Raw genomic sequence first — 16711 nt, forward strand, 5'->3', positions numbered from 1 at the left:
CCGGATGCCCCGTCATGGGGCGACCTCCGGCGGTGCGATGGCGACGGCGAGGTCGTCGAGGAATCGGATGATGACCGCGCGCTGCGCCTCGTCGAAGGACTCGGCGACGCGCTGGAGTCGTTCGTGCATGCGACCGAGCGTGCGCCGGATGCGCTCGTGCGCGATCGGGAGCGTCTCCAGTTGCAGGACCCGCCGATCGGTCGGGTGCGGCCTGCGGGTCAGGTCGCCGCTCGCGACGAGCCGGGCGACGACCTTCACCGTGGCGGCGGAGGTGATGCCGAGCTCGCGGGCGAGGCCCGCGCTGGTCGGGGCCCGCCCCGAGCGCTCCTCGCCGATGATCCAGCGGAGGGCGGCGACATCCGTGTCCCCCATGTCCATGTCGGCCCGCAACCGGCGGCGCATCTCGGCCTCGGCCGCGCGGTGGCGGCGGACGGCGTCCAGGAGCGCCAGGGTCGAGGCATCGGCGGACTCGTACCAGTAGCGCTCCTCGTTCGAACTTTCGGTTGTTCCGGAGGGCACAGCGCAATGCTAGCGTTCCTTTCACTAACCAAGTAAGCGAAATTCGGGGAGCGAACATGACCGACACGATCGATCTCAGGGAACTCGTCGATGACGACGACGTGGTGCTCCTCGACGAGGCCGGCGAGCCGATCGGGCGCGTTCGCAAGAGCGCGGTCCACGGCCCAGACACGGCGCTGCACCTCGCCTTCTCGTGCCACGTCCTGAACCCTGCCGGCGAGGTGCTGGTCACGCGGAGGTCGCTGACGAAGCAGGCATGGGCCGGCGTGTGGACCAACTCGTTCTGCGGGCATCCGCGACCGTCGGAGCCCCTGACCGCCGCGGTGCGGCGCCGCGCGGAGTTCGAGCTCGGCATGGAACTCGACTCGCTCGAGCTCGCCCTGCCGACCTTCCGCTACCGGGCGGTGGACGCCGACGGCACGGTCGAGAACGAGATCTGCCCCGTGTACATCGCGACCGTGTCGGGCGACCCCGACCCGAACCCGCGCGAGGTGATGGACCACATGTGGGTCCGGCCCGACGAACTGCGCGCCGCCATCGACGCCGCGCCGTGGGCCTTCAGCCCGTGGCTCGCACTGCAGGCGGCCCAGTTGGAGCTCTACCGTGGCTGACCTCGTCGACTCGGCCATCGAGGTCGAGCTCGGCGCGATCTTCGCCGACGCACGCCGACGCGCAGGAGACCTCGATCCGCACTACGCCGCGCTCTGGCACACGCTCGCGAAGCAGAGTTCCGGCGGCAAGCGCATCCGGCCCCAGCTCGTGCGCCTCGCCTACGCGGGATTCGGCGGCATCGAGGAGGACCTCGCCACGCGTGTCGCGGTCGCCTTCGAACTGCTGCACACCGCATTCCTGATCCACGACGACGTCATCGATCGCGATACGGTCCGCCGGGGCGGGCCGAACGTCGCGGCCAGGTTCGCGGCGCGCGCCATCCGCTACGGGACCGACGCCCGTACCAGCGACATCTGGGGCGAGACGGCGGCGGTGCTGGCCGGGGACCTCGCCCTCAGCCGCGCGCATCGCGAGATCGCCCTGCTGCCCGTCGAGGCGACGCGCAGGGCCCGCCTCCTGGACATCCTCGACCGGGCGGTCTTCGTCTCCGCCGCCGGCGAGCTCGCCGACGTCGTCAATGCCGGGGAGGTCGAGCCGACGAGCATGTCCCGTGTGCTGGCCACCCTCGAGCAGAAGACCGCGGTGTACTCCTTCGAATGCCCGCTCGCGGCCGGAGCCGTGCTCGCTGGTGCGCCGGATGCCTCGATCGCGGCGCTCGAGCGCTTCGGTCGCTTCATCGGCGTGGCCTTCCAGATCACGGACGACATCCTGGGCGTCTTCGGCGACCCCGCCGTGACCGGCAAGTCCATCTCGTCGGACCTCCGCGAGGGCAAGCGGACCGCACTCATCGCGCACGCCGCCACGACCGCCGAATGGCCGCGCATCGCGGTGGGCCTGGGCGACCCGGCCCTCGAGGACGCCGAGGCCGAGGACATGCGGACCGCGCTCCGGGACTGCGGGGCGCTGGACGCCGCGATGCGCCTCGCGGATGAGCACGTGACCCTCGCACTGTACGAACTCGAGGCCGGGAACCTGCCCGAGCCGCTCGCGAGCGAGCTCGCGGCGATCGCCCGGCGAGCCGTGGAGCGCGCGCGATGAGGCCGCGTCCCGGTCTGCTCGAGCGCTACGACGAGACCGCGGTCGCGAGCGCCGCGACCGTCATCGGCCGATACTCCACGTCGTTCGGAGCGGCCGCCCGCATGCTCGATCCGGCGACCCGCCGCGGTATCCGCTCGATCTACGCCCTCGTCCGCGTGGCCGACGAACTCGTGGACGGCACGGCGGATGCCGCCGGGCTGACGGCGCCCGAGCAGCGCTGCCTCCTCGACGAACTCGAGGCCGAGACCGAGGCGGCCATGCTCTGCGGCTACTCGACGAACCTCGTCGTGCACGCCTTCGCGCGCGTGGCGCGATCGGCCGGCATCGGCGTGGAGCTGACGCGCCCGTTCTTCGCGTCCATGCGACGCGACCTGGATCCCGCGGCGATCCGCGAGGACGAGGTCGCGCCGTACATCCACGGCTCCGCCGAGGTCGTCGGGCTCATGTGCCTCGCGGTGTTCCTCCTCGACGAGCCGATCGACGACGACCGGCGGCGCCGGCTCGAACGCGGTGCCGTGCACCTCGGCGCAGCGTTCCAGAAGATCAACTTCCTCCGCGACCTCGACACCGACTGGCGCACGCTCGGCCGTAACTACTTCCCCTGGTGCGACCCCGAGCACTTCACCGAGGCCGACAAGGACCGGATCCTCGACGACATCGACCACGACCTCGACCTCGCGGCGCAGTCGTCGCGCGAACTCCCGCGGCGCGCGCGCGCGGCGGTGCAGACCGCGCACGGGCTGTTCGCCGAGCTGTCACGGCGCTGCCGGCAGACGCCGGCCCCGGTGCTGATGACCACCCGGATCCGGGTTCCCGACGCCAGGAAGCTCGTGATCGTGGTGCGCTCCGTCGCCGGCTCGTACGGACGCACCCGATGATCGGCGGTTCGGAACGGATCGTCGTGATCGGCGGGGGCATCGCCGGACTCGCGGCATCCGCGCTCCTCGCTCGCGACGGACACCGCGTGACGCTGCTGGAGGCGAGGGACGAGCTCGGCGGACGGGCCGGGTCCTGGTCGCGCGGCGGCTTCCGCTTCGACACCGGTCCGTCGTGGTACCTGATGCCCGAGGTGTTCGACCACTTCTTCCGGCTCTTCGGCACGAGCGCCGGCGAGCAGCTGGAGCTCACCCGGCTCGATCCCGGCTACCGGGTCTACGGCGACGGGTACGCCGACCCGATCGACATCCGGGCGTCGCGGCGGGAGAACGTCGCCCTGTTCGAGTCCATCGAACCCGGCGCCGGCGCCGCGCTCGAGCGGTACCTCGACTCGGCCGCGACCACGTACGACATCGCCCGCCGCCGATTCCTGTACACGAACTTCGACAGCGCGCGGGCACTGCTCGCGCCCGAGGTGCTGCGCGGATCCGGACGGCTCGCGACGCTGCTCGCCACCTCGCTCGAGACGTTCGCCGGGCGCTCGGTGCGGGACCGCCGCCTGCGCCAGGTGCTCGGGTACCCCGCGGTGTTCCTTGGCTCCTCCCCGGCAGCCACGCCGGCCATGTACCACCTGATGAGCCACATGGACCTCGAGCAGGGCGTCTTCTACCCGCAGGGCGGGTTCTCGGCGGTCATCGACGCGATCGCGGCGATCGCGGCCGCGGCCGGGGTGGACCTCGTGCGCAACGCCACGGTGGAGGCCATCGAGGTCACCGACGACTCGGAGCCGGCCGTCACCGGCGTCCGCTTCCACGACGGGAGCGGTGCGGTGCACCGTGTCCCCGCGCACCGGGTGGTCTCCGCGGCCGACCTCCACCACACCGAGACCGAGCTCCTGCCGCCGCGGGCGCGCACGTATCCGGAGTCGTGGTGGCGGCGACGGACCTCCGGCCCGGGTGCGGTGCTCGCGATGCTCGGGGTCCGGGGCGAGGTGCCCGGGCTCGCCCACCACACGTTGTTCTTCACCGAGGACTGGCACGCGAACTTCGACACGATCTTCGGCTCCGCACCCTCGATCCCCGATCCGGCGTCGTTCTACGTCTGCGCACCGAGCACGACGGATGCCTCGGTCGCGCCCCCCGGCGACACGAACCTCTTCGTGCTCGTCCCGATCCCGGCGGACGTCGGGATCGGGCACGGCGGCGAGGACGGCGGCGGCGACCGACTCGTCGAGGCGACGGCCGACACGGCGATCGCGAAGATCGCCGCGGCCACCGGCACCGCCGATCTCGCCGATCGGATCGTCGTCCGGAAGACCGTCGGCCCCGCGGACTTCGCGGCGGACCTCAACTCGTGGAAGGGCGGAGCCCTCGGCCCCGCGCACACCCTCAGGCAGAGCGCCTTCCTGCGCGGTTCCAACCGGTCGCGCCGCGTCAACGGCCTCCTCTACGCCGGTGGATCGAGCGTGCCTGGCGTGGGGCTGCCGATGTGCCTCATCAGCGCGGAGAATGTCCTCAAGCGCGTGCGCGGCGACCGCACCGCGGGCCCCCTGGAGGAATCCGGCGGGTTCCGGGCCGGAGGCCGCGCCGACACGTCGACCACGCATTCGAGGGAGGGCGCATGACGGGGTTCGCATACCTCGCGCTGCTCCTCGTCTCGATCGGGGCGATCGCCCTCATCGATGCGCGGTGGCGCCTGGCGTTCTGGCGGGCTCCGGTCGCCTCGGCGATCGCCGTCGCGACCGGCACCGTGCTGCTGCTCGTGTGGGACCTCGTGGGCATCGGGTTCGGCGTCTTCTTCCGCGGCGAATCGCCGTGGGCGACCGGGGCGCTGCTGGCACCCGACCTTCCCGTCGAGGAACCCGTGTTCCTCCTCTTCCTGTGCCAGATCTCCCTCGTCGCGGTGCTCGGCGTCGAGCGCATCCTCGAGCGTCGCGCCGGGCGGTCGAGCAGCGGGAATGCATCATCCGATCCAGTCGTCGCCTCGGAGTCGCCCGCATGACCTACCTGCTGATCTGCATCCCGTTCGTCCTGGTCGCGGTCGCGGTCGCGATCGTCGCCACGATGCGGATGCCGCGTGCCGCCCGTCGACGGCGCTGGCTCGCGCTGGGGGCGGGTGCGTTTCTCCTTGCGGTGCTCACGGCGGTGTTCGATTCGATCATGATCGCGGCCGGACTGTTCGGCTATGCCGACGGCACCCGGCTCGGGCCGACCGTGGGGCTGGCACCGGTGGAGGACTTCGCCTACCCGCTCGCGACCCTGCTCCTGGTGCCGGCCGTGTTCTCCCTCCTCGTGGGACGTCCGCGGACGGTCGGCCGGGAGGACGCGCGATGACGGCGGAGGCGGGTGCCTCGGCGCCGACGCGGCTCGGCCGGATCCTCGTCTCGAGCCGGCCCATCAGCTGGATCAACACAGCGTTCCCGTTCGCCGCCGCCTACCTGCTCACCACGGGCGCCGTCGACCTCACCTTCGTGATCGGCACGCTCTTCTTCCTCATCCCGTACAACCTGCTCATGTACGGCGTGAACGACGTCTACGACTACGAGTCCGACCTCCGGAATCCCCGCAAGGGCGGCGCGGAGGGCGCGGTGCTCGACCCGTCGCTGCATCGGGCCGTGGTGTGGGCCGGCATCGTGACTGCCGCCCCGTGCCTGGTCGTACTCGTGTGGTCGGGCGGCACGCAGCATCCGTGGTCCTGGCTCGTGCTCGCCGCGAGCCTCTTCGCGGTGTTCGCCTACTCGGTGCCCGGCCTGAGGTTCAAGGAACGCCCGGTGCTCGATTCGGTCACCTCGAGCTTCCACTTCGTGAGCCCGGCGCTGTACGGCCTCGCCGTCGCGGGCGCGACGATGACGCCGCAGCTCGGCGCCCTGCTCGTCGCGTTCTTCTGCTGGGGCATGGCCAGCCACGCGTTCGGGGCCGTGCAGGACGTGGTGCCGGACCGCGAGGCCGGCATCAGCTCGATCGCGACGGCCTTCGGCGCTCGTGCGACCGTGCGGGTGGCCCTCGCCCTCTGGGCTGCGGCGGGCGTGCTCATGCTCGCGACCCCGTGGCCGGGGCCCCTCGGCGCGGTGCTCGTGCTGCCCTACCTCGTCGCCGCATGGCCGTATCGTTCGGTCGACGACGCGCACTCCGGCGAGGCGAACCGCGGATGGCGCCACTTCATCGCGTTGAACTACGCGGTGGGCTTCTTCGTGACGATGCTGCTGATCTGGTGGGCCGCCGTCCGCGCGTAGGCTGAGCGCATGCCCGCGCCTGGAGACTCCCCCGTGCGCATCGACGCCTGGCTCTGGGCGGTGCGCCAGTTCAAGACGAGGTCGGCCGCGACCGCTGCGTGCCGGGCCGGCCACGTGCGCGTGAACGGCGAGCGGGCCAAGGCCGCGCAGACGGTTCGCCCCGGCGACGAGGTGCGCGTCAGGGTCGAGGGCTTCGACCGGCACCTCATCGTGCGACTGACGCTCGTCAAGCGGGTCTCCGCGACGGTCGCGGCCACCGCGGTCGAGGACCGGACGCCGCCTCCCCCGCCCCGCGAGAGCGTGCCGATCGTGCCCGTCCGCGACCGCGGGTCGGGCCGTCCGACGAAGCGCGAGCGCCGCGACCTCGAGCGCCTCCGCGGACGCGACGGCGTAGCCTGAGACGATGCAGCGAGCGTTCACCCACGAGCCGGACGCCGGGCGCTACGTGCTCCGGCTGAACGACGAGATCGCGAGCGTGCTCGACTACCGCGTGCTCGGCGACGCGATCGCGATGACCCGGGCGTTCACGAACCCGCCGTACCGCGGATCGGGGTACGCGGGCGAGCTCGTCGCCTTCGCCGTCGATGACGTGGAGGCCAACTCGACCCGGCACATCGTGCCGAGCTGCTGGTACGTCGGCGAGTGGTTCGACCACCACCCCGAGCGTGCGGGCCTGCTTCGCCCGCGAACGGCCTGAACCGCCGGCGACGAGCGGAGCGCCCGCCCGTCGCCGATACGCGCGAGCGCGGAAGCGATCAGTACCAGTTGACCGACTGCGAGTGCGACCAGGCGCTGCACGGCGATCCATAGGAGCCGGCGATGTAGCCGAGGCCCCACGTGATCTGCGTCGCGGCGTTGGTCGCCCAGTCGGCGCCCGCGGTGGCCATCTTGCTGCCGGGCAGCGACTGCGGGATGCCGGTCGCACCGCTCGAGCCGTTGTACGCGGTGTACGACCATCCGGACTCCTTGGCCCAGAGGCTGTCAAGGCACTGGAACTGGTCCTCGCCCCACCCGTACATTGAGGAGGCCAGCGCGCGGGCGGTCGCCCGGGCGCCGTCGGGCGTGTTGGCGTTCGCGAGCTGCTGGGCGGCCTCGGCCGCGGCCTGCGCCGCCGCTGCGGCCTGCTCCTGCTCGAACGCGGTCGTGGCCGCGGCGGTCTCCTGGGCGACGGCCTTCGTCTGCTTCGTGAGGTCCACGACGTCGTCGGTCGGGATCTTCTCGTACTCGCTCAGCGAGGCGACGGAGGCCTGCAGCGCGGAGGCGTCGACCTTGCCGTCCGCCTTCTCGAGGGTCGCGGTCGCGAGCGAGATCGTGTCCTCCGCCTGGGCCTGCACCTTGGCCGCGGCGATGCCGCTGTAGACGCCGAGGTAGTCGCTGCTCAGCCCGGTCGCCTTGGTCAGCTGGGCGGTGGCCTGCGCACGCGCATCCGCCTCGAAGGCGTTCTGCACGGCGAAGCCGGAGCCGGCGACGGCGCCGACGGCGAGCACGGCGCCGGCGGCGATGAGCCGTCGACGTCCGACCCGGCGCGAGCGGAGCGTGCGGCGAGGGTGGGATGCGGGGGTGGTCTTCGAGCGGTCTGACGCGGTGTTCGGAGTGGTTCGCATGAATCCTGTGTGCTCGGGGTTGGGGCAGGGATGGGGGCGGCGCCGCCGAGCGCGGGCACAAGTCAGTGACTCTGTCGGCCGATCCTGTACAGACCCTCATTTCTTCCTGTGCAGTTCATGACCGCCTGCACCGCGACGCCCGGAATACTGGGGGGATGCCGCGATCCTCCGAATCCCCTGAGTTGCCGGCGCCCGGCGCCCGCTGCCCGTGCACGAGCGGCCTCGTGTTCGGGGAGTGCTGCGGCCGATGGCTGGCGGGCGAGGCGGCGCCGACCGCCCAGCAGCTCATGCGCTCGAGGTTCACCGCGTTCGCCGTCGGCGACGTGGGGTACCTGCTCGCCACGTGGCATCCGTCCACCCGGCCCGCCGACCTCGAACTCGACCCGGGCACCCGCTGGCTGCGGCTCGACATCGACCGGACCGTCCGGGGCGGTCCGCTCGACCGGGAGGGCATCGTGGAGTTCACCGCCCACTCCCGAGGGCACGGCGAACGGGGCAGCCAGCACGAGGTGAGCACGTTCGTCCGCGAGGGCGGGCGATGGTTCTACGTCGACGCCGCGGGCTGATGCCCTCAGGCGTCCTCGATGCTTCCCTCGTCGAGCGGCCGGCCGTCCAGAGCCGCGTACGCGCGCTCGGCGGCACCGGAGAGTCCGTCGGCCGGGAAGGGCCACCGCTCGTGCGCCGCAAGCGCCTCGACCGTGCTCAGGCCGCCGGCATGCGAGGCCGCGAGCCGATCGGCCACGAGGCGGAGCGCTGCCGCCTGCCGTGTCACGAATTCGGGCGCGACGACCGCTCCGTGGCCCGGGATGACGCGGTCGCCGGGCCGCATCTCCGCGACGAGGCCCTCGAGCACGCCGGGCCAGCCGAGCGGATAGCTGCCGGATCCGTACATCGGCGGACCCGACTCCTCGACGAGGTCGCCGAGGATCCAGATCCGATCGGCCGGCAGGAACAGGACGAGGTCGGTGTCGGTGTGCCCTTCGGACTGCGGCCGCAGCTCGATGACGCGTCCGCCGAGATCGAGCCGGGTCATCCGGTCGACCGGATGCGTTGGCGCCACGAGTTCGACGTCCTGCCAGCGCCGATCGGGCTCGCGGGAGGGGTCGTCGCGCCACGCCGCCAGGCGCGGCCCCTCGTAGGCGGCGAAATGCGCCCCGATCGCGGCATGGCCGTGGATCGGGGCATCCGCGGAGGAACCCGGCCCGAACGCCTGGTTGCCGAAGGTGTGGTCGAAATGCGCATGCGTGTTGACGAGCCCCACGATGCGGCGGCGGCCGAACCGGGATCGGATCTCGGTGAGGATCGCCCGCCCCTCCTCGGGGTCCGCGCCGGAGTCGACGACGAGCAGGCCGTCCTCGCCCTCGACGACCACGACGGACAGGTCGAAGGCGCCGACGCGCAGCTGATGCACCCCCGGTGCGATTCGAGTCCAGGCCGACATGGGACGAGCGTACCGACGCGCGACGCGAGGAGCGGGAGCCGGCACGGGTCGCGGCATCCGCGCGCCTGAACAGGCGTCAAAGCGAATGCAGAGGTTGCCCCCGTACGGTGGCAGGCGTGAGTTCGAACGATGACGCCGCCCACCACGACGACGCGCCCCACGCGCTGACCGAACGGGCCCAGCGGGCACTGGAGGGCATCGACGGCGGCACCCTCGACGAGATGCGGAGCCTCCGCGACGAGACCGAACGCTTCATGCTGCGGTACAAGTTCGGCATGGACGAGGTGATCACCAAGCTCTCGATCCTCCGCGAGGAGTTCGGCCACACCCACGCCTACAACCCGATCGAGCACATCTCGAGCCGGCTCAAGAGCCTCGACAGCGTCATCGAGAAGATGGACCGCAAGGGCCTCGATCCGAGCTTCGACGCCATCCGCGAGACCATCACCGACATCGCCGGCGTGCGCGTGACCTGCAGCTTCGTCTCCGACGTGTACCGGGTGGCGGAGCTCCTCACGACCCAGGGCGACATCCGGGTGCTGAAGCGCAAGGACTACATCGCGCAGCCGAAGGCCAACGGGTACCAGAGCCTGCACCTCATCGTCGAGGTGCCCGTCTTCCTCTCGACGGGCACGCACCACGTGCCCGTCGAGGTGCAGGTGCGCACGATCGCCATGGACTTCTGGGCGAGCCTCGAGCACAAGATCTACTACAAGTACGACCGCCTGGTTCCGAGCGAGCTGCTCGAGGACCTCACGGATGCCGCGCGCACGGCGTCCGAGCTCGATGCCCGCATGGAGCGGCTGCACCGGGAGCTGCACGGCGAGCGTCCGACTCCCGGCACCACGTCGCCGCCGACGATCCGCCCCGTCGCGGTCTGACTCAGCCGAGCGCGACGACGTCGTCGAGCGCCTCGCGACCGGCCGCGGTGAGCTTCAGCGAGCGATCCCGCGGCAGTCCGACCGCCCAGCCGCGATCGAGGAACGACCGGTGGATCTGCGCGCCGAACGCTCCGGCGACGTGGGGCCGCCGCTCGGTCCAGTCGAGGCATCCGCGCACGGCGGGTCGACGAGTGCCCGGGAGCGATCGGCCCGCGCCTGTGCCACCGTCGAGGCCGAGGCGCCGCGCAAGGGGTCCTGCGCCGGTGATCTCGCCGACGCGTCCCGCGACGAGCGGCGCGATCGAGCCCTCCTCGACGAGCACGTCCGCGATCGCCAGGGCGATGCGGCCGGCGAGGTGGTCGTAGCACGAGCGCAGCTCCCCGAGCCGGACGGCCGTGGTGGACTGCCGCAGCGAACTCACCCGCTGACGTGGCGAGATGCGCTGCAGCGCCTCGACGGCATCGGCCACGCTCGCATCCGCGAGCTGGAAGTACCGATGCCGGCCGAGCCGTCGATCGACCAGGAGCCCGCCCTCGACGAGTCGCGCGAGATGCGCACTCGCCGTCGGCGGGCGCACGCCGGCGATGGCGGCCAGTTCACTCGCCGGCCGCGCTCCCCCGTCGAGCAGGGCCACGAGCATCGCCGCTCGCGCGGGCTCGCCCATGAGCCTGGCAGGATGCGAGAGGTCTGCGTCGCCGTTCACCAGGCCAGCGTACGCCGGGCACGGTTCGTCGCCGGGCGAAGTCTTCCGCCCCTAGCGTCGAAGAATGACCACCACGATCATCGATCCGGGAGCCGTGCGGCGCCACCTCGCGGACCCCGCACTGCGCGTACCCGAAGCGGATGCCGCATCCGCGCGCCCGATCGAACGCTTCCGGGCGGCGAGCTCGCGCTTCGTGAACGGCGACGCGCACGACGTTCGCCGGGCACGCCTCGAGCAGCGGCTCGCGGATCTCGATCCCGCGGAACTGGCCGAGACCGCCGCGCGGATGACGCGAGCCGCGTCCACCGCCTCGACCGCGCCGACCGCGCCGACGGCGGCATCGACGGCCGCGACCCTGTCGGACCTCACGATCTCGCGGCGCATCCCGGTGGCGTGCCTTGCGCGGCACCTCGGCTTCAACCGGCCGGAGCGGCTTCCACAACTCGTCGCGACGATCGCCGCGGCGTATCCGACCGGCATCGCCGCGGTCGAGGGCGACGGCGTGATCGCCGCCGACGCCGCGGATGCCGCCGTCGACGTTGCGCTCCAGGCCGCCGTCGACGGTGACGCGGCGCTCGACCTGCAGCTCCTGGTGCAGTCCTGCCTCGCGACCGCGTCGCTCATCGACGGCGCACTCGCAGCCGTCGCAGCCGCACCGGCGGTCTCCACCCGCACCGCCCTCGTGCAGACGCTCGCCCGCCGCCCGCCCGTCCCCGCGACCCGCCGCGTCGACCCGCACGGCGCCGTGCTGGTGCTGCCGCTCGGCGATCCGGCGGCTCACCCGGCGGCGGACGATCCGGCATCGATGCTCGCGTTCGGCTCGGGCCCGCGTGCGTGCCCGGCGCCGGCGCACGCGCTGGCGATCGCGGCGGCGGTGGTCGACGTGCTTCGAGCGCACGGCCACCCGCTCGCCGCGACCGACGCATCGTCCGCGTCGCGGACGGCCGGATCCGGCGGCGACCGATGATCGGCCCCTCCGAGTTCGCCGCGCGCCACGTACCCGGGAACCCGCTGCTGCTGCCGAACGCCTGGGACCCGGCTTCGGCGAGATGGCTGGCCGCCCGCGGGTACGACGCGATCGGCACGACGAGTCTCGGGGTCGCGATCGCGAGCGGCCTTCGCGACGGCGCCGGCGAGACCGCCGCAGCGACGATGCGCCTGGCTGAGGAACTCACCGCCGCCGGCATCGGCGTCACCGTGGACGTCGAGGCGGGCTTCTCCGATGACCCCGACCAGGTCGGCGCCTACGCTCGCCGACTCGCGGGACTCGGCGTCCTCGGCGTGAACCTCGAGGACGCCGACGTCTCCGGAGGCCTCCTCGACGTCGAGCTCGCGGCGGCGAAGGTGGCGGCGGTGAGCGCCGCCGCGCCCGACCTCTTCCTGAACGCGCGCACCGACGCGTACTGGATCGGCGCGGGCGAGTCCGACGCGGAGCGGGAGGCGATCGCCGTCGCGCGAGCCCGTCGTTACGTCTCCGCCGGCGCATCCGGGGTCTTCGTCCCGGGCGTGCTCGCGCTCCCGCGCATCGCGGGGATCGCCGCGGCCGTGGGCGCGCCGCTCAACGTCCTGGTACAGGCGGGCACGACGTTCGACGACCTCGCCGCCGCGGGCGTGGCACGCGTGAGCACGGGGTCGCTCCTCTTCCGTGCGGCACTCGGTGCGCTCGACGAGGTGCTCGGCCAGGTGCTCGGCGACGGCTCCGGCTCGGGCGACCTCGCATCGAGGGTCGCGCCGCCACGGACGCCGACCTACGCCGAGGTCCTGCGGATCACGGGCTCGGGCGGCTGAACGCGACCGAACAGCCCGTCAGTCGTCGTCGGCGGCGGCGGCGTCGTGTCGCGCACGGCTCGGCTGGACGCGCATCGGCTCACCGGGCATCTTGGGGAAGTCGGGCGGGAACGGGAGTTCACCGAGGCCGTCGTCGAGGTCGCGCTGCCACCACTCGAGCAGCGTGTCGATGCGCCCGGGATGCTCGTGCATGCCGGCCCACGGGTCGCCGCGCTCGGCGAGGCGCTGCGGCACCGAGCGGAGGGTGTGCTGGGCGGGATCGGTCGTCTCGAGCTCGCTCCACTCCAGCGGGCACGACACGGAGGCGTGCGGGAGCGGCCGTGGGCTGTAGGCGCCGGCCATGGTGCGGTCGCGATTGGCCTGGTTGTAGTCGATGAAGATGCGGTCGCCGCGCTCCTCCTTCCACCAGTTGGTGGTCACCAGCTCGGGCATGCGGCGCTCGAGCTCCCGGCCGAGCGCGATGACCGCATGCCGGACCTCGAGGAACTCGTGCTCGGGCTCGATGGGGGCGAACACGTGGATGCCGCGGCTGCCGGAGGTCTTCACGAACGCCGTGAGGCCGACCTCGCCGAACAGGTCGCGGAGCGCGAGTGCGATGGGCACGGCCTCGGCGAAGCCGGTGCCCGGCTGCGGGTCGAGGTCGATGCGCAACTGGTCGGGGTGATCGGTGTTCTCGGCTCGCGAGGCCCACGGGTGGAACACGATCGTGTTCATCTGGGCCGCCCACACCGCGCCGGCCGGTTCGTCGAGCACGACCTGCGGATGCCGCCGGCCGCTGGGGTAGGTCACGGTGACCGACCTCAGCCATTCGGGTGCCCCGCGCGGCGGGTTCTTCGAGAAGAACTGCTCGCCGTCGACGCCCTCGGGGAATCGCTGCAGCGACACCGGCCGGCCGCCGTTGGCCTCGATGAACGCCGGGCCCACCGCGACGAGGTACTCGGCGAGCTCGAGCTTGGTGATGCCGACCTCGGGCCAGAGCACGCGCGAGGGCGACGAGATGCGCATCTGCCGCTCGCCGTCGGGAGAGGGAACGGTGAGCTGTGCCGCGTCGCCTGCCATGGCTGCGACGCTACCCCACGCCGCCGACGGTGCGCGAGGGCGGCCGGCTCACGCCGCCGCGTACCGCTTCGCGGAACGCTCGCGGGCCTTCTGCGCCTCGACCTCGCGATCCTTCGGCGGCGCCGTGGTGACGAGGTCGTCGAGCAGGTGCTGCGTGATGTGCGCGATCTCGGCGACCGCGCGCTCGAAGGCCTCGGCGTTCGCCTTGGACGGCTTGGTGGAGCCGCTGACCTTGCGCACGTACTGCAGCGCCGCGGCGTGCACCTCGGCGCTCGTCGCGGCGGGTTCGAAGTTGTGGAGGGTGTGGATGTTCCTGCACATGCCGACAGCCTACGACGAGGTCTCGAGGATGTCTCGCCTCGGTCCGCCCGTCGGGGCGGCCGGCGGCCGCGCGAGCCCGCCGTTCAGGCCGCGTCGCGTCGCGCCTCGCGGGCGGCGTCGCGCGCGGCGTCCGATGCGGCGGCCTCCTCGGGCGTCGGCGCGGTGCCGCCGAGGTGTCGCGGCTGCCACCAGGCCCCCGTGCCGTCGACGGGATACTCGCGCTGCAGTCGGTCGACGAGTTCCTGCAGTCGAACCCTCAGCCGCTCGGTCGCGACGCGGGCGTCCTCATCGGCGCCGACCGTGATCGGCGCGCCGAACGCGAACTGCACCGGAACCCCGAATCGCTGGAAGAACCCGATGCGATGGCCCTTCGTGAGAAGTCGCTGGCCGCCCCACACCGCGACGGGGATGATGGGGACGCCGGCCTCGGCCGCGAGGCGTGCCGCGCCCGTCTTGAGCTCGCGCACGGTGAAGGACGCGCTGACGCCGGCCTCGGGGAAGACGCCGAGCAGTTCGCCGTCGCGCAGCGCCTGCACGGCCTTGGCATAGGACGCGGCGCCCGCCTTCATGTCGACGGCGATGTGGCGCATGCCGCGCATCAGCGGGCCGGTGACCGGCGAGTCGAACACGGACTGCTTGGCCATGAATCGGATGCGGCGGCGGTTCGCGAGCCAGGTGACCCATTCCACCAGGGCGAACTCGAGGTAGCCGAAATGGGTCATGGCGAGCACCGCCCCGCCGGCCACGGGCACGTGCTCGACCCCGATGACCCTGCGCTTGAGTCCCCAGAGCCCGAAGAGTCCGCGCCCGGCGACGATGGCCGTGCTGTAGATCGGTTCGCTCGCGCGTCGTCGGGTCATGTGATCAGCGTAGGGAGCGGGCCTGTGCAGGGGCTGTAGTGGGACGACGGCGCGCCGCACCGGCATCGGCAACGGCAACGGCAGGGCTCTCGCCCACCGGCCGCAGCAGGAACAGCCGGACGGTTCGGCCGGAATCGCGCTCGTACCCGCGGTACCCCGGCCACTGCGACTCGATCCTGGCCCAGGCGGCCTCCCGCGCCGCCGGGTCGGCGATCAGCTCGGCCCGGACGGCCAGCTCGCGCCCGCGCACCGTGATCGAGGCATCCGGATGCCGCAGCAGGTTGTAGGTCCACCCGGGATGCTTCGCCTGCGCGAACGTCGTGCCCGCGACGATCGCCCGCCCGTGTCCGTCGGGCGTGTACATCAGGTAGGTGGCGCGCGGCTCACCGGACTTCGCCCCCGTGGTGTGCAGCACGAGCGAGGGCACGAGCAGCCCGCTCAGCTGGACGCGGCCGTGCGTCAGCCACCGCAGGACGCGTTCGATCGGGGGCAGGAGGACCGGCCCGATCGCGCGGAACGCCCGCGTGCGGGTGAGGGGCGCGACCGCGGCGCGAACCACCGTCAGCACGGACCTCATGTGCGGCTCCCGTCCCCGTCGGACGCGCCAGGCCCGGTGCCCCGTTCGGCCGCCACCGCCTCGCGGGCGGCGGTGAGTTCTGCCGCGGCATCCGCTGCCCGTCGCTCGGCCCGTCGCAGGCGCCGAATCGCGACCGTGGGGGCGCCGTGCCTCGCGCTCACGCGGTCTCGTTCCTCGTCGATGCCCGTGATGATGTACGCGGAGGCGAGCAGGATCACCTGGCTCGAGAGGTTCAGCCAGAGCAGCAGGGCGATGAGCGAGCCGAAGGACGCGAGCAGCGGATTGCTCGTGGCGCCGCCCACGAACAGGCCGGAGAGCTGCTGCAGCACGGTGAGCCCGAAGCCGCCGATCAGCGCGCCGACCCAGAGCGTGCGCCCGGAGGGGCGCATGCCCGAGAGGATGCGGAACATCGCGGCGACGACGACCGTGTCGATCGCGAAGATCACGAGGATCGAGACGAGCCGCGTCGTCCACTCGTAGCCCTCATCCTCCGTCGAGAGACCGAACCAGCCGAAGAGGATGCCGATGGCCGAGGTGCTGAAGAAGGTCACGGCCGCCGCGACGAGGAGGGCGCCGCCGAAGCCGATGGCCAGGGCCAGGTCGCGCAGCATCACCCAGAGGAAGAAGGTCTGCGAGTCGGGCCGGTCGCCAAGGTTCCGGATCGCGACGCGCAGCGAGCCGATCGCGCCGATCGCGGCGAAGACGAGGCCGACCAGGGCGATCGCACCCGCGATGGTGAGGGTGATCGGCTGCACGAGGTCGTCGGGGTCGATCAGCGCGCCCTTGCCGACGAGCCCCGGGATCGCCTCCCCGACGGTCGTCACCAGCGCCTCGAGCGCGACCGGGTTCCCGGCGAGCCAGACGCCCGCGATGGCGAATCCGAGGAACGTGCCCGCGAACACCGAGAACAGGGTGCGGTAGGTCACGCTGTCGGCCAGTGCGGCGCCGTGGTGCTCCATGTAGAGCAGGTAGGCACGGACGGGCTTGAGCGCGAGCGCCCACGCCGTCAGGCGCCGGATGCGCTCCATGAACGGCACCGATGCCCTGCCGGCCGGTTCGGTCGCGTCATCCCCCATGCCGTCAGCGTATCGAGGGCGGATGCCGCGTGCAGGCGCTTGACACGGACGCCGCGCACCCGCATGCGGCGCCGACGGAACGACGACGGCGCCCCGGCCGAAGCCGGGGCGCCGTCACGTCGCT

General features: G+C 72.4%; 22 protein-coding genes. 13 read left to right on the forward strand and 9 right to left on the reverse strand.

The genetic code is table 11. The features are described 5' to 3' along the window. Positions 1-12 precede the first annotated feature (12 nt). Positions 13-519 carry a MarR family winged helix-turn-helix transcriptional regulator gene (locus GQQ95_RS04310; protein ID WP_157426407.1) on the reverse strand — a complete coding sequence of 169 codons (507 nt, stop codon included), beginning with the start codon at positions 517-519 and terminating at the stop codon, positions 13-15. A gap of 56 nt (positions 520-575) precedes the next feature. On the opposite strand from GQQ95_RS04310, the gene idi reads away from it, so the two are divergent. Genes idi through GQQ95_RS04355 form a run of 9 tightly spaced genes read left to right on the forward strand, consistent with a single transcriptional unit; the run spans position 576 to position 6974 of the window. Beyond that, positions 576-1130, forward strand: a complete 555-nt coding sequence (gene idi / locus GQQ95_RS04315; protein WP_157426408.1) for an isopentenyl-diphosphate Delta-isomerase — start codon at positions 576-578, stop codon at positions 1128-1130. Next, positions 1123-2169, forward strand: a complete 1047-nt coding sequence (locus GQQ95_RS04320) for a polyprenyl synthetase family protein (protein ID WP_157426409.1) — start codon at positions 1123-1125, stop codon at positions 2167-2169. Before idi ends, GQQ95_RS04320 begins: the two co-directional genes overlap by 8 nt. Continuing rightward, on the forward strand, positions 2166-3047 hold the full coding sequence (locus tag GQQ95_RS04325) for a phytoene/squalene synthase family protein (RefSeq protein WP_157426410.1): 882 nt from the start codon (positions 2166-2168) through the stop codon (positions 3045-3047). Before GQQ95_RS04320 ends, GQQ95_RS04325 begins: the two co-directional genes overlap by 4 nt. Beyond that, positions 3044-4669 carry a phytoene desaturase family protein gene (gene crtI, locus GQQ95_RS04330; protein ID WP_157426411.1) on the forward strand — a complete coding sequence of 542 codons (1626 nt, stop codon included), beginning with the start codon at positions 3044-3046 and terminating at the stop codon, positions 4667-4669. Before GQQ95_RS04325 ends, crtI begins: the two co-directional genes overlap by 4 nt. After that, complete coding sequence (locus GQQ95_RS04335; RefSeq protein ID WP_157426412.1) at positions 4666-5046, forward strand: lycopene cyclase domain-containing protein; 381 nt, start codon at positions 4666-4668, stop codon at positions 5044-5046. Before crtI ends, GQQ95_RS04335 begins: the two co-directional genes overlap by 4 nt. After that, entirely contained in the window at positions 5043-5378 is a 336-nt protein-coding gene (locus GQQ95_RS04340; protein ID WP_157426413.1) for a lycopene cyclase domain-containing protein, read from the forward strand. Before GQQ95_RS04335 ends, GQQ95_RS04340 begins: the two co-directional genes overlap by 4 nt. Then, positions 5375-6277: a prenyltransferase gene (locus tag GQQ95_RS04345; RefSeq protein ID WP_157426414.1), complete on the forward strand. Its 903-nt coding sequence runs from the start codon at positions 5375-5377 to the stop codon at positions 6275-6277. The genes GQQ95_RS04340 and GQQ95_RS04345 overlap by 4 nt, the downstream gene beginning before the upstream one ends. Before the next feature lie 9 nt (positions 6278-6286). Continuing rightward, positions 6287-6676, forward strand: coding sequence for an RNA-binding S4 domain-containing protein (locus GQQ95_RS04350; RefSeq protein WP_157426415.1), 390 nt, complete (start codon positions 6287-6289; stop codon positions 6674-6676). A gap of 4 nt (positions 6677-6680) precedes the next feature. After that, positions 6681-6974, forward strand: a complete 294-nt coding sequence (locus GQQ95_RS04355) for a GNAT family N-acetyltransferase (protein WP_157426416.1) — start codon at positions 6681-6683, stop codon at positions 6972-6974. A 58-nt stretch (positions 6975-7032) separates the two neighbouring features. On the opposite strand, the gene GQQ95_RS04360 is transcribed toward GQQ95_RS04355, so the two are convergent. Beyond that, positions 7033-7881 (reverse strand): aggregation-promoting factor C-terminal-like domain-containing protein, encoded by an 849-nt coding sequence (locus GQQ95_RS04360; protein ID WP_157426417.1) that lies wholly within the window; start codon positions 7879-7881, stop codon positions 7033-7035. 155 nt (positions 7882-8036) lie between these two features. On the opposite strand from GQQ95_RS04360, the gene GQQ95_RS04365 reads away from it, so the two are divergent. Then, positions 8037-8447: a YchJ family protein gene (locus GQQ95_RS04365; protein WP_157426418.1), complete on the forward strand. Its 411-nt coding sequence runs from the start codon at positions 8037-8039 to the stop codon at positions 8445-8447. 5 nt (positions 8448-8452) lie between these two features. Here the strand turns inward: GQQ95_RS04365 and GQQ95_RS04370 are convergent, their stop codons facing one another. Then, positions 8453-9322, reverse strand: coding sequence for an MBL fold metallo-hydrolase (locus tag GQQ95_RS04370; RefSeq protein ID WP_170296955.1), 870 nt, complete (start codon positions 9320-9322; stop codon positions 8453-8455). 221 nt (positions 9323-9543) lie between these two features. Between GQQ95_RS04370 and GQQ95_RS04375 the strand changes: the two genes are divergently transcribed. Further along, the gene (locus tag GQQ95_RS04375) at positions 9544-10203 is read left to right on the forward strand and encodes a GTP pyrophosphokinase (RefSeq protein ID WP_157426473.1); all 660 of its coding nucleotides are present in this window, start codon (positions 9544-9546) and stop codon (positions 10201-10203) included. A gap of 1 nt (position 10204) precedes the next feature. On the opposite strand, the gene GQQ95_RS04380 is transcribed toward GQQ95_RS04375, so the two are convergent. Next, a complete protein-coding gene (locus tag GQQ95_RS04380; protein WP_157426420.1) occupies positions 10205-10906 on the reverse strand; it encodes an ArsR/SmtB family transcription factor in 702 nt (233 codons plus the stop codon). A 64-nt stretch (positions 10907-10970) separates the two neighbouring features. Between GQQ95_RS04380 and GQQ95_RS04385 the strand changes: the two genes are divergently transcribed. Continuing rightward, positions 10971-11873 (forward strand): hypothetical protein, encoded by a 903-nt coding sequence (locus tag GQQ95_RS04385; RefSeq protein ID WP_157426421.1) that lies wholly within the window; start codon positions 10971-10973, stop codon positions 11871-11873. Then, positions 11870-12694, forward strand: coding sequence for an isocitrate lyase/PEP mutase family protein (locus GQQ95_RS04390; protein WP_157426422.1), 825 nt, complete (start codon positions 11870-11872; stop codon positions 12692-12694). Before GQQ95_RS04385 ends, GQQ95_RS04390 begins: the two co-directional genes overlap by 4 nt. An 18-nt stretch (positions 12695-12712) precedes the next feature. Here GQQ95_RS04390 and ligD read toward each other — a convergent pair whose 3' ends face one another. The 5 genes from ligD to GQQ95_RS04415 form a co-directional block, all read right to left on the reverse strand. Next, a complete protein-coding gene (ligD, locus tag GQQ95_RS04395; RefSeq protein ID WP_157426423.1) occupies positions 12713-13753 on the reverse strand; it encodes a non-homologous end-joining DNA ligase in 1041 nt (346 codons plus the stop codon). Between the two features lie 48 nt (positions 13754-13801). Further along, complete coding sequence (locus GQQ95_RS04400; RefSeq protein WP_157426424.1) at positions 13802-14074, reverse strand: DUF2277 domain-containing protein; 273 nt, start codon at positions 14072-14074, stop codon at positions 13802-13804. Positions 14075-14157: 83 nt separating this feature from the next. Continuing rightward, a complete protein-coding gene (locus tag GQQ95_RS04405) occupies positions 14158-14934 on the reverse strand; it encodes a lysophospholipid acyltransferase family protein (protein ID WP_157426425.1) in 777 nt (258 codons plus the stop codon). Positions 14935-14938: 4 nt separating this feature from the next. Beyond that, positions 14939-15511, reverse strand: a complete 573-nt coding sequence (locus GQQ95_RS04410) for a nitroreductase family deazaflavin-dependent oxidoreductase (RefSeq protein WP_157426426.1) — start codon at positions 15509-15511, stop codon at positions 14939-14941. Beyond that, entirely contained in the window at positions 15508-16587 is a 1080-nt protein-coding gene (locus tag GQQ95_RS04415; RefSeq protein WP_246205173.1) for a YihY/virulence factor BrkB family protein, read from the reverse strand. Before GQQ95_RS04415 ends, GQQ95_RS04410 begins: the two co-directional genes overlap by 4 nt. Positions 16588-16711 lie beyond the last annotated feature (124 nt).

Origin of the sequence: Agromyces salentinus (assembly GCF_009749395.1) — a bacterium.
GTDB lineage: Bacteria > Actinomycetota > Actinomycetes > Actinomycetales > Microbacteriaceae > Agromyces > Agromyces salentinus.

Bases quoted from the DNA above. Each gene is read 5' to 3' on its own strand.
- GQQ95_RS04365 (WP_157426418.1), top strand. From the start codon at position 8,037: ATGCCGCGATCCTCCGAATCCCCTGAGTTGCCGGCGCCCGGCGCCCGC.
- GQQ95_RS04355 (WP_157426416.1), top strand. From the start codon at position 6,681: ATGCAGCGAGCGTTCACCCACGAGCCGGACGCCGGGCGCTACGTGCTC.
- GQQ95_RS04345 (WP_157426414.1), top strand. From the start codon at position 5,375: ATGACGGCGGAGGCGGGTGCCTCGGCGCCGACGCGGCTCGGCCGGATC.
- GQQ95_RS04400 (WP_157426424.1), bottom strand. From the start codon at position 14,074: ATGTGCAGGAACATCCACACCCTCCACAACTTCGAACCCGCCGCGACG.
- idi (WP_157426408.1), top strand. From the start codon at position 576: ATGACCGACACGATCGATCTCAGGGAACTCGTCGATGACGACGACGTG.
- ligD (WP_157426423.1), bottom strand. From the start codon at position 13,753: ATGGCAGGCGACGCGGCACAGCTCACCGTTCCCTCTCCCGACGGCGAG.
- GQQ95_RS04390 (WP_157426422.1), top strand. From the start codon at position 11,870: ATGATCGGCCCCTCCGAGTTCGCCGCGCGCCACGTACCCGGGAACCCG.
- GQQ95_RS04375 (WP_157426473.1), top strand. From the start codon at position 9,544: ATGCGGAGCCTCCGCGACGAGACCGAACGCTTCATGCTGCGGTACAAG.
- crtI (WP_157426411.1), top strand. From the start codon at position 3,044: ATGATCGGCGGTTCGGAACGGATCGTCGTGATCGGCGGGGGCATCGCC.
- GQQ95_RS04335 (WP_157426412.1), top strand. From the start codon at position 4,666: ATGACGGGGTTCGCATACCTCGCGCTGCTCCTCGTCTCGATCGGGGCG.
- GQQ95_RS04350 (WP_157426415.1), top strand. From the start codon at position 6,287: ATGCCCGCGCCTGGAGACTCCCCCGTGCGCATCGACGCCTGGCTCTGG.
- GQQ95_RS04360 (WP_157426417.1), bottom strand. From the start codon at position 7,881: ATGCGAACCACTCCGAACACCGCGTCAGACCGCTCGAAGACCACCCCC.
- GQQ95_RS04325 (WP_157426410.1), top strand. From the start codon at position 2,166: ATGAGGCCGCGTCCCGGTCTGCTCGAGCGCTACGACGAGACCGCGGTC.
- GQQ95_RS04385 (WP_157426421.1), top strand. From the start codon at position 10,971: ATGACCACCACGATCATCGATCCGGGAGCCGTGCGGCGCCACCTCGCG.
- GQQ95_RS04415 (WP_246205173.1), bottom strand. From the start codon at position 16,587: ATGGGGGATGACGCGACCGAACCGGCCGGCAGGGCATCGGTGCCGTTC.
- GQQ95_RS04370 (WP_170296955.1), bottom strand. From the start codon at position 9,322: ATGTCGGCCTGGACTCGAATCGCACCGGGGGTGCATCAGCTGCGCGTC.
- GQQ95_RS04410 (WP_157426426.1), bottom strand. From the start codon at position 15,511: ATGAGGTCCGTGCTGACGGTGGTTCGCGCCGCGGTCGCGCCCCTCACC.
- GQQ95_RS04405 (WP_157426425.1), bottom strand. From the start codon at position 14,934: ATGACCCGACGACGCGCGAGCGAACCGATCTACAGCACGGCCATCGTC.
- GQQ95_RS04340 (WP_157426413.1), top strand. From the start codon at position 5,043: ATGACCTACCTGCTGATCTGCATCCCGTTCGTCCTGGTCGCGGTCGCG.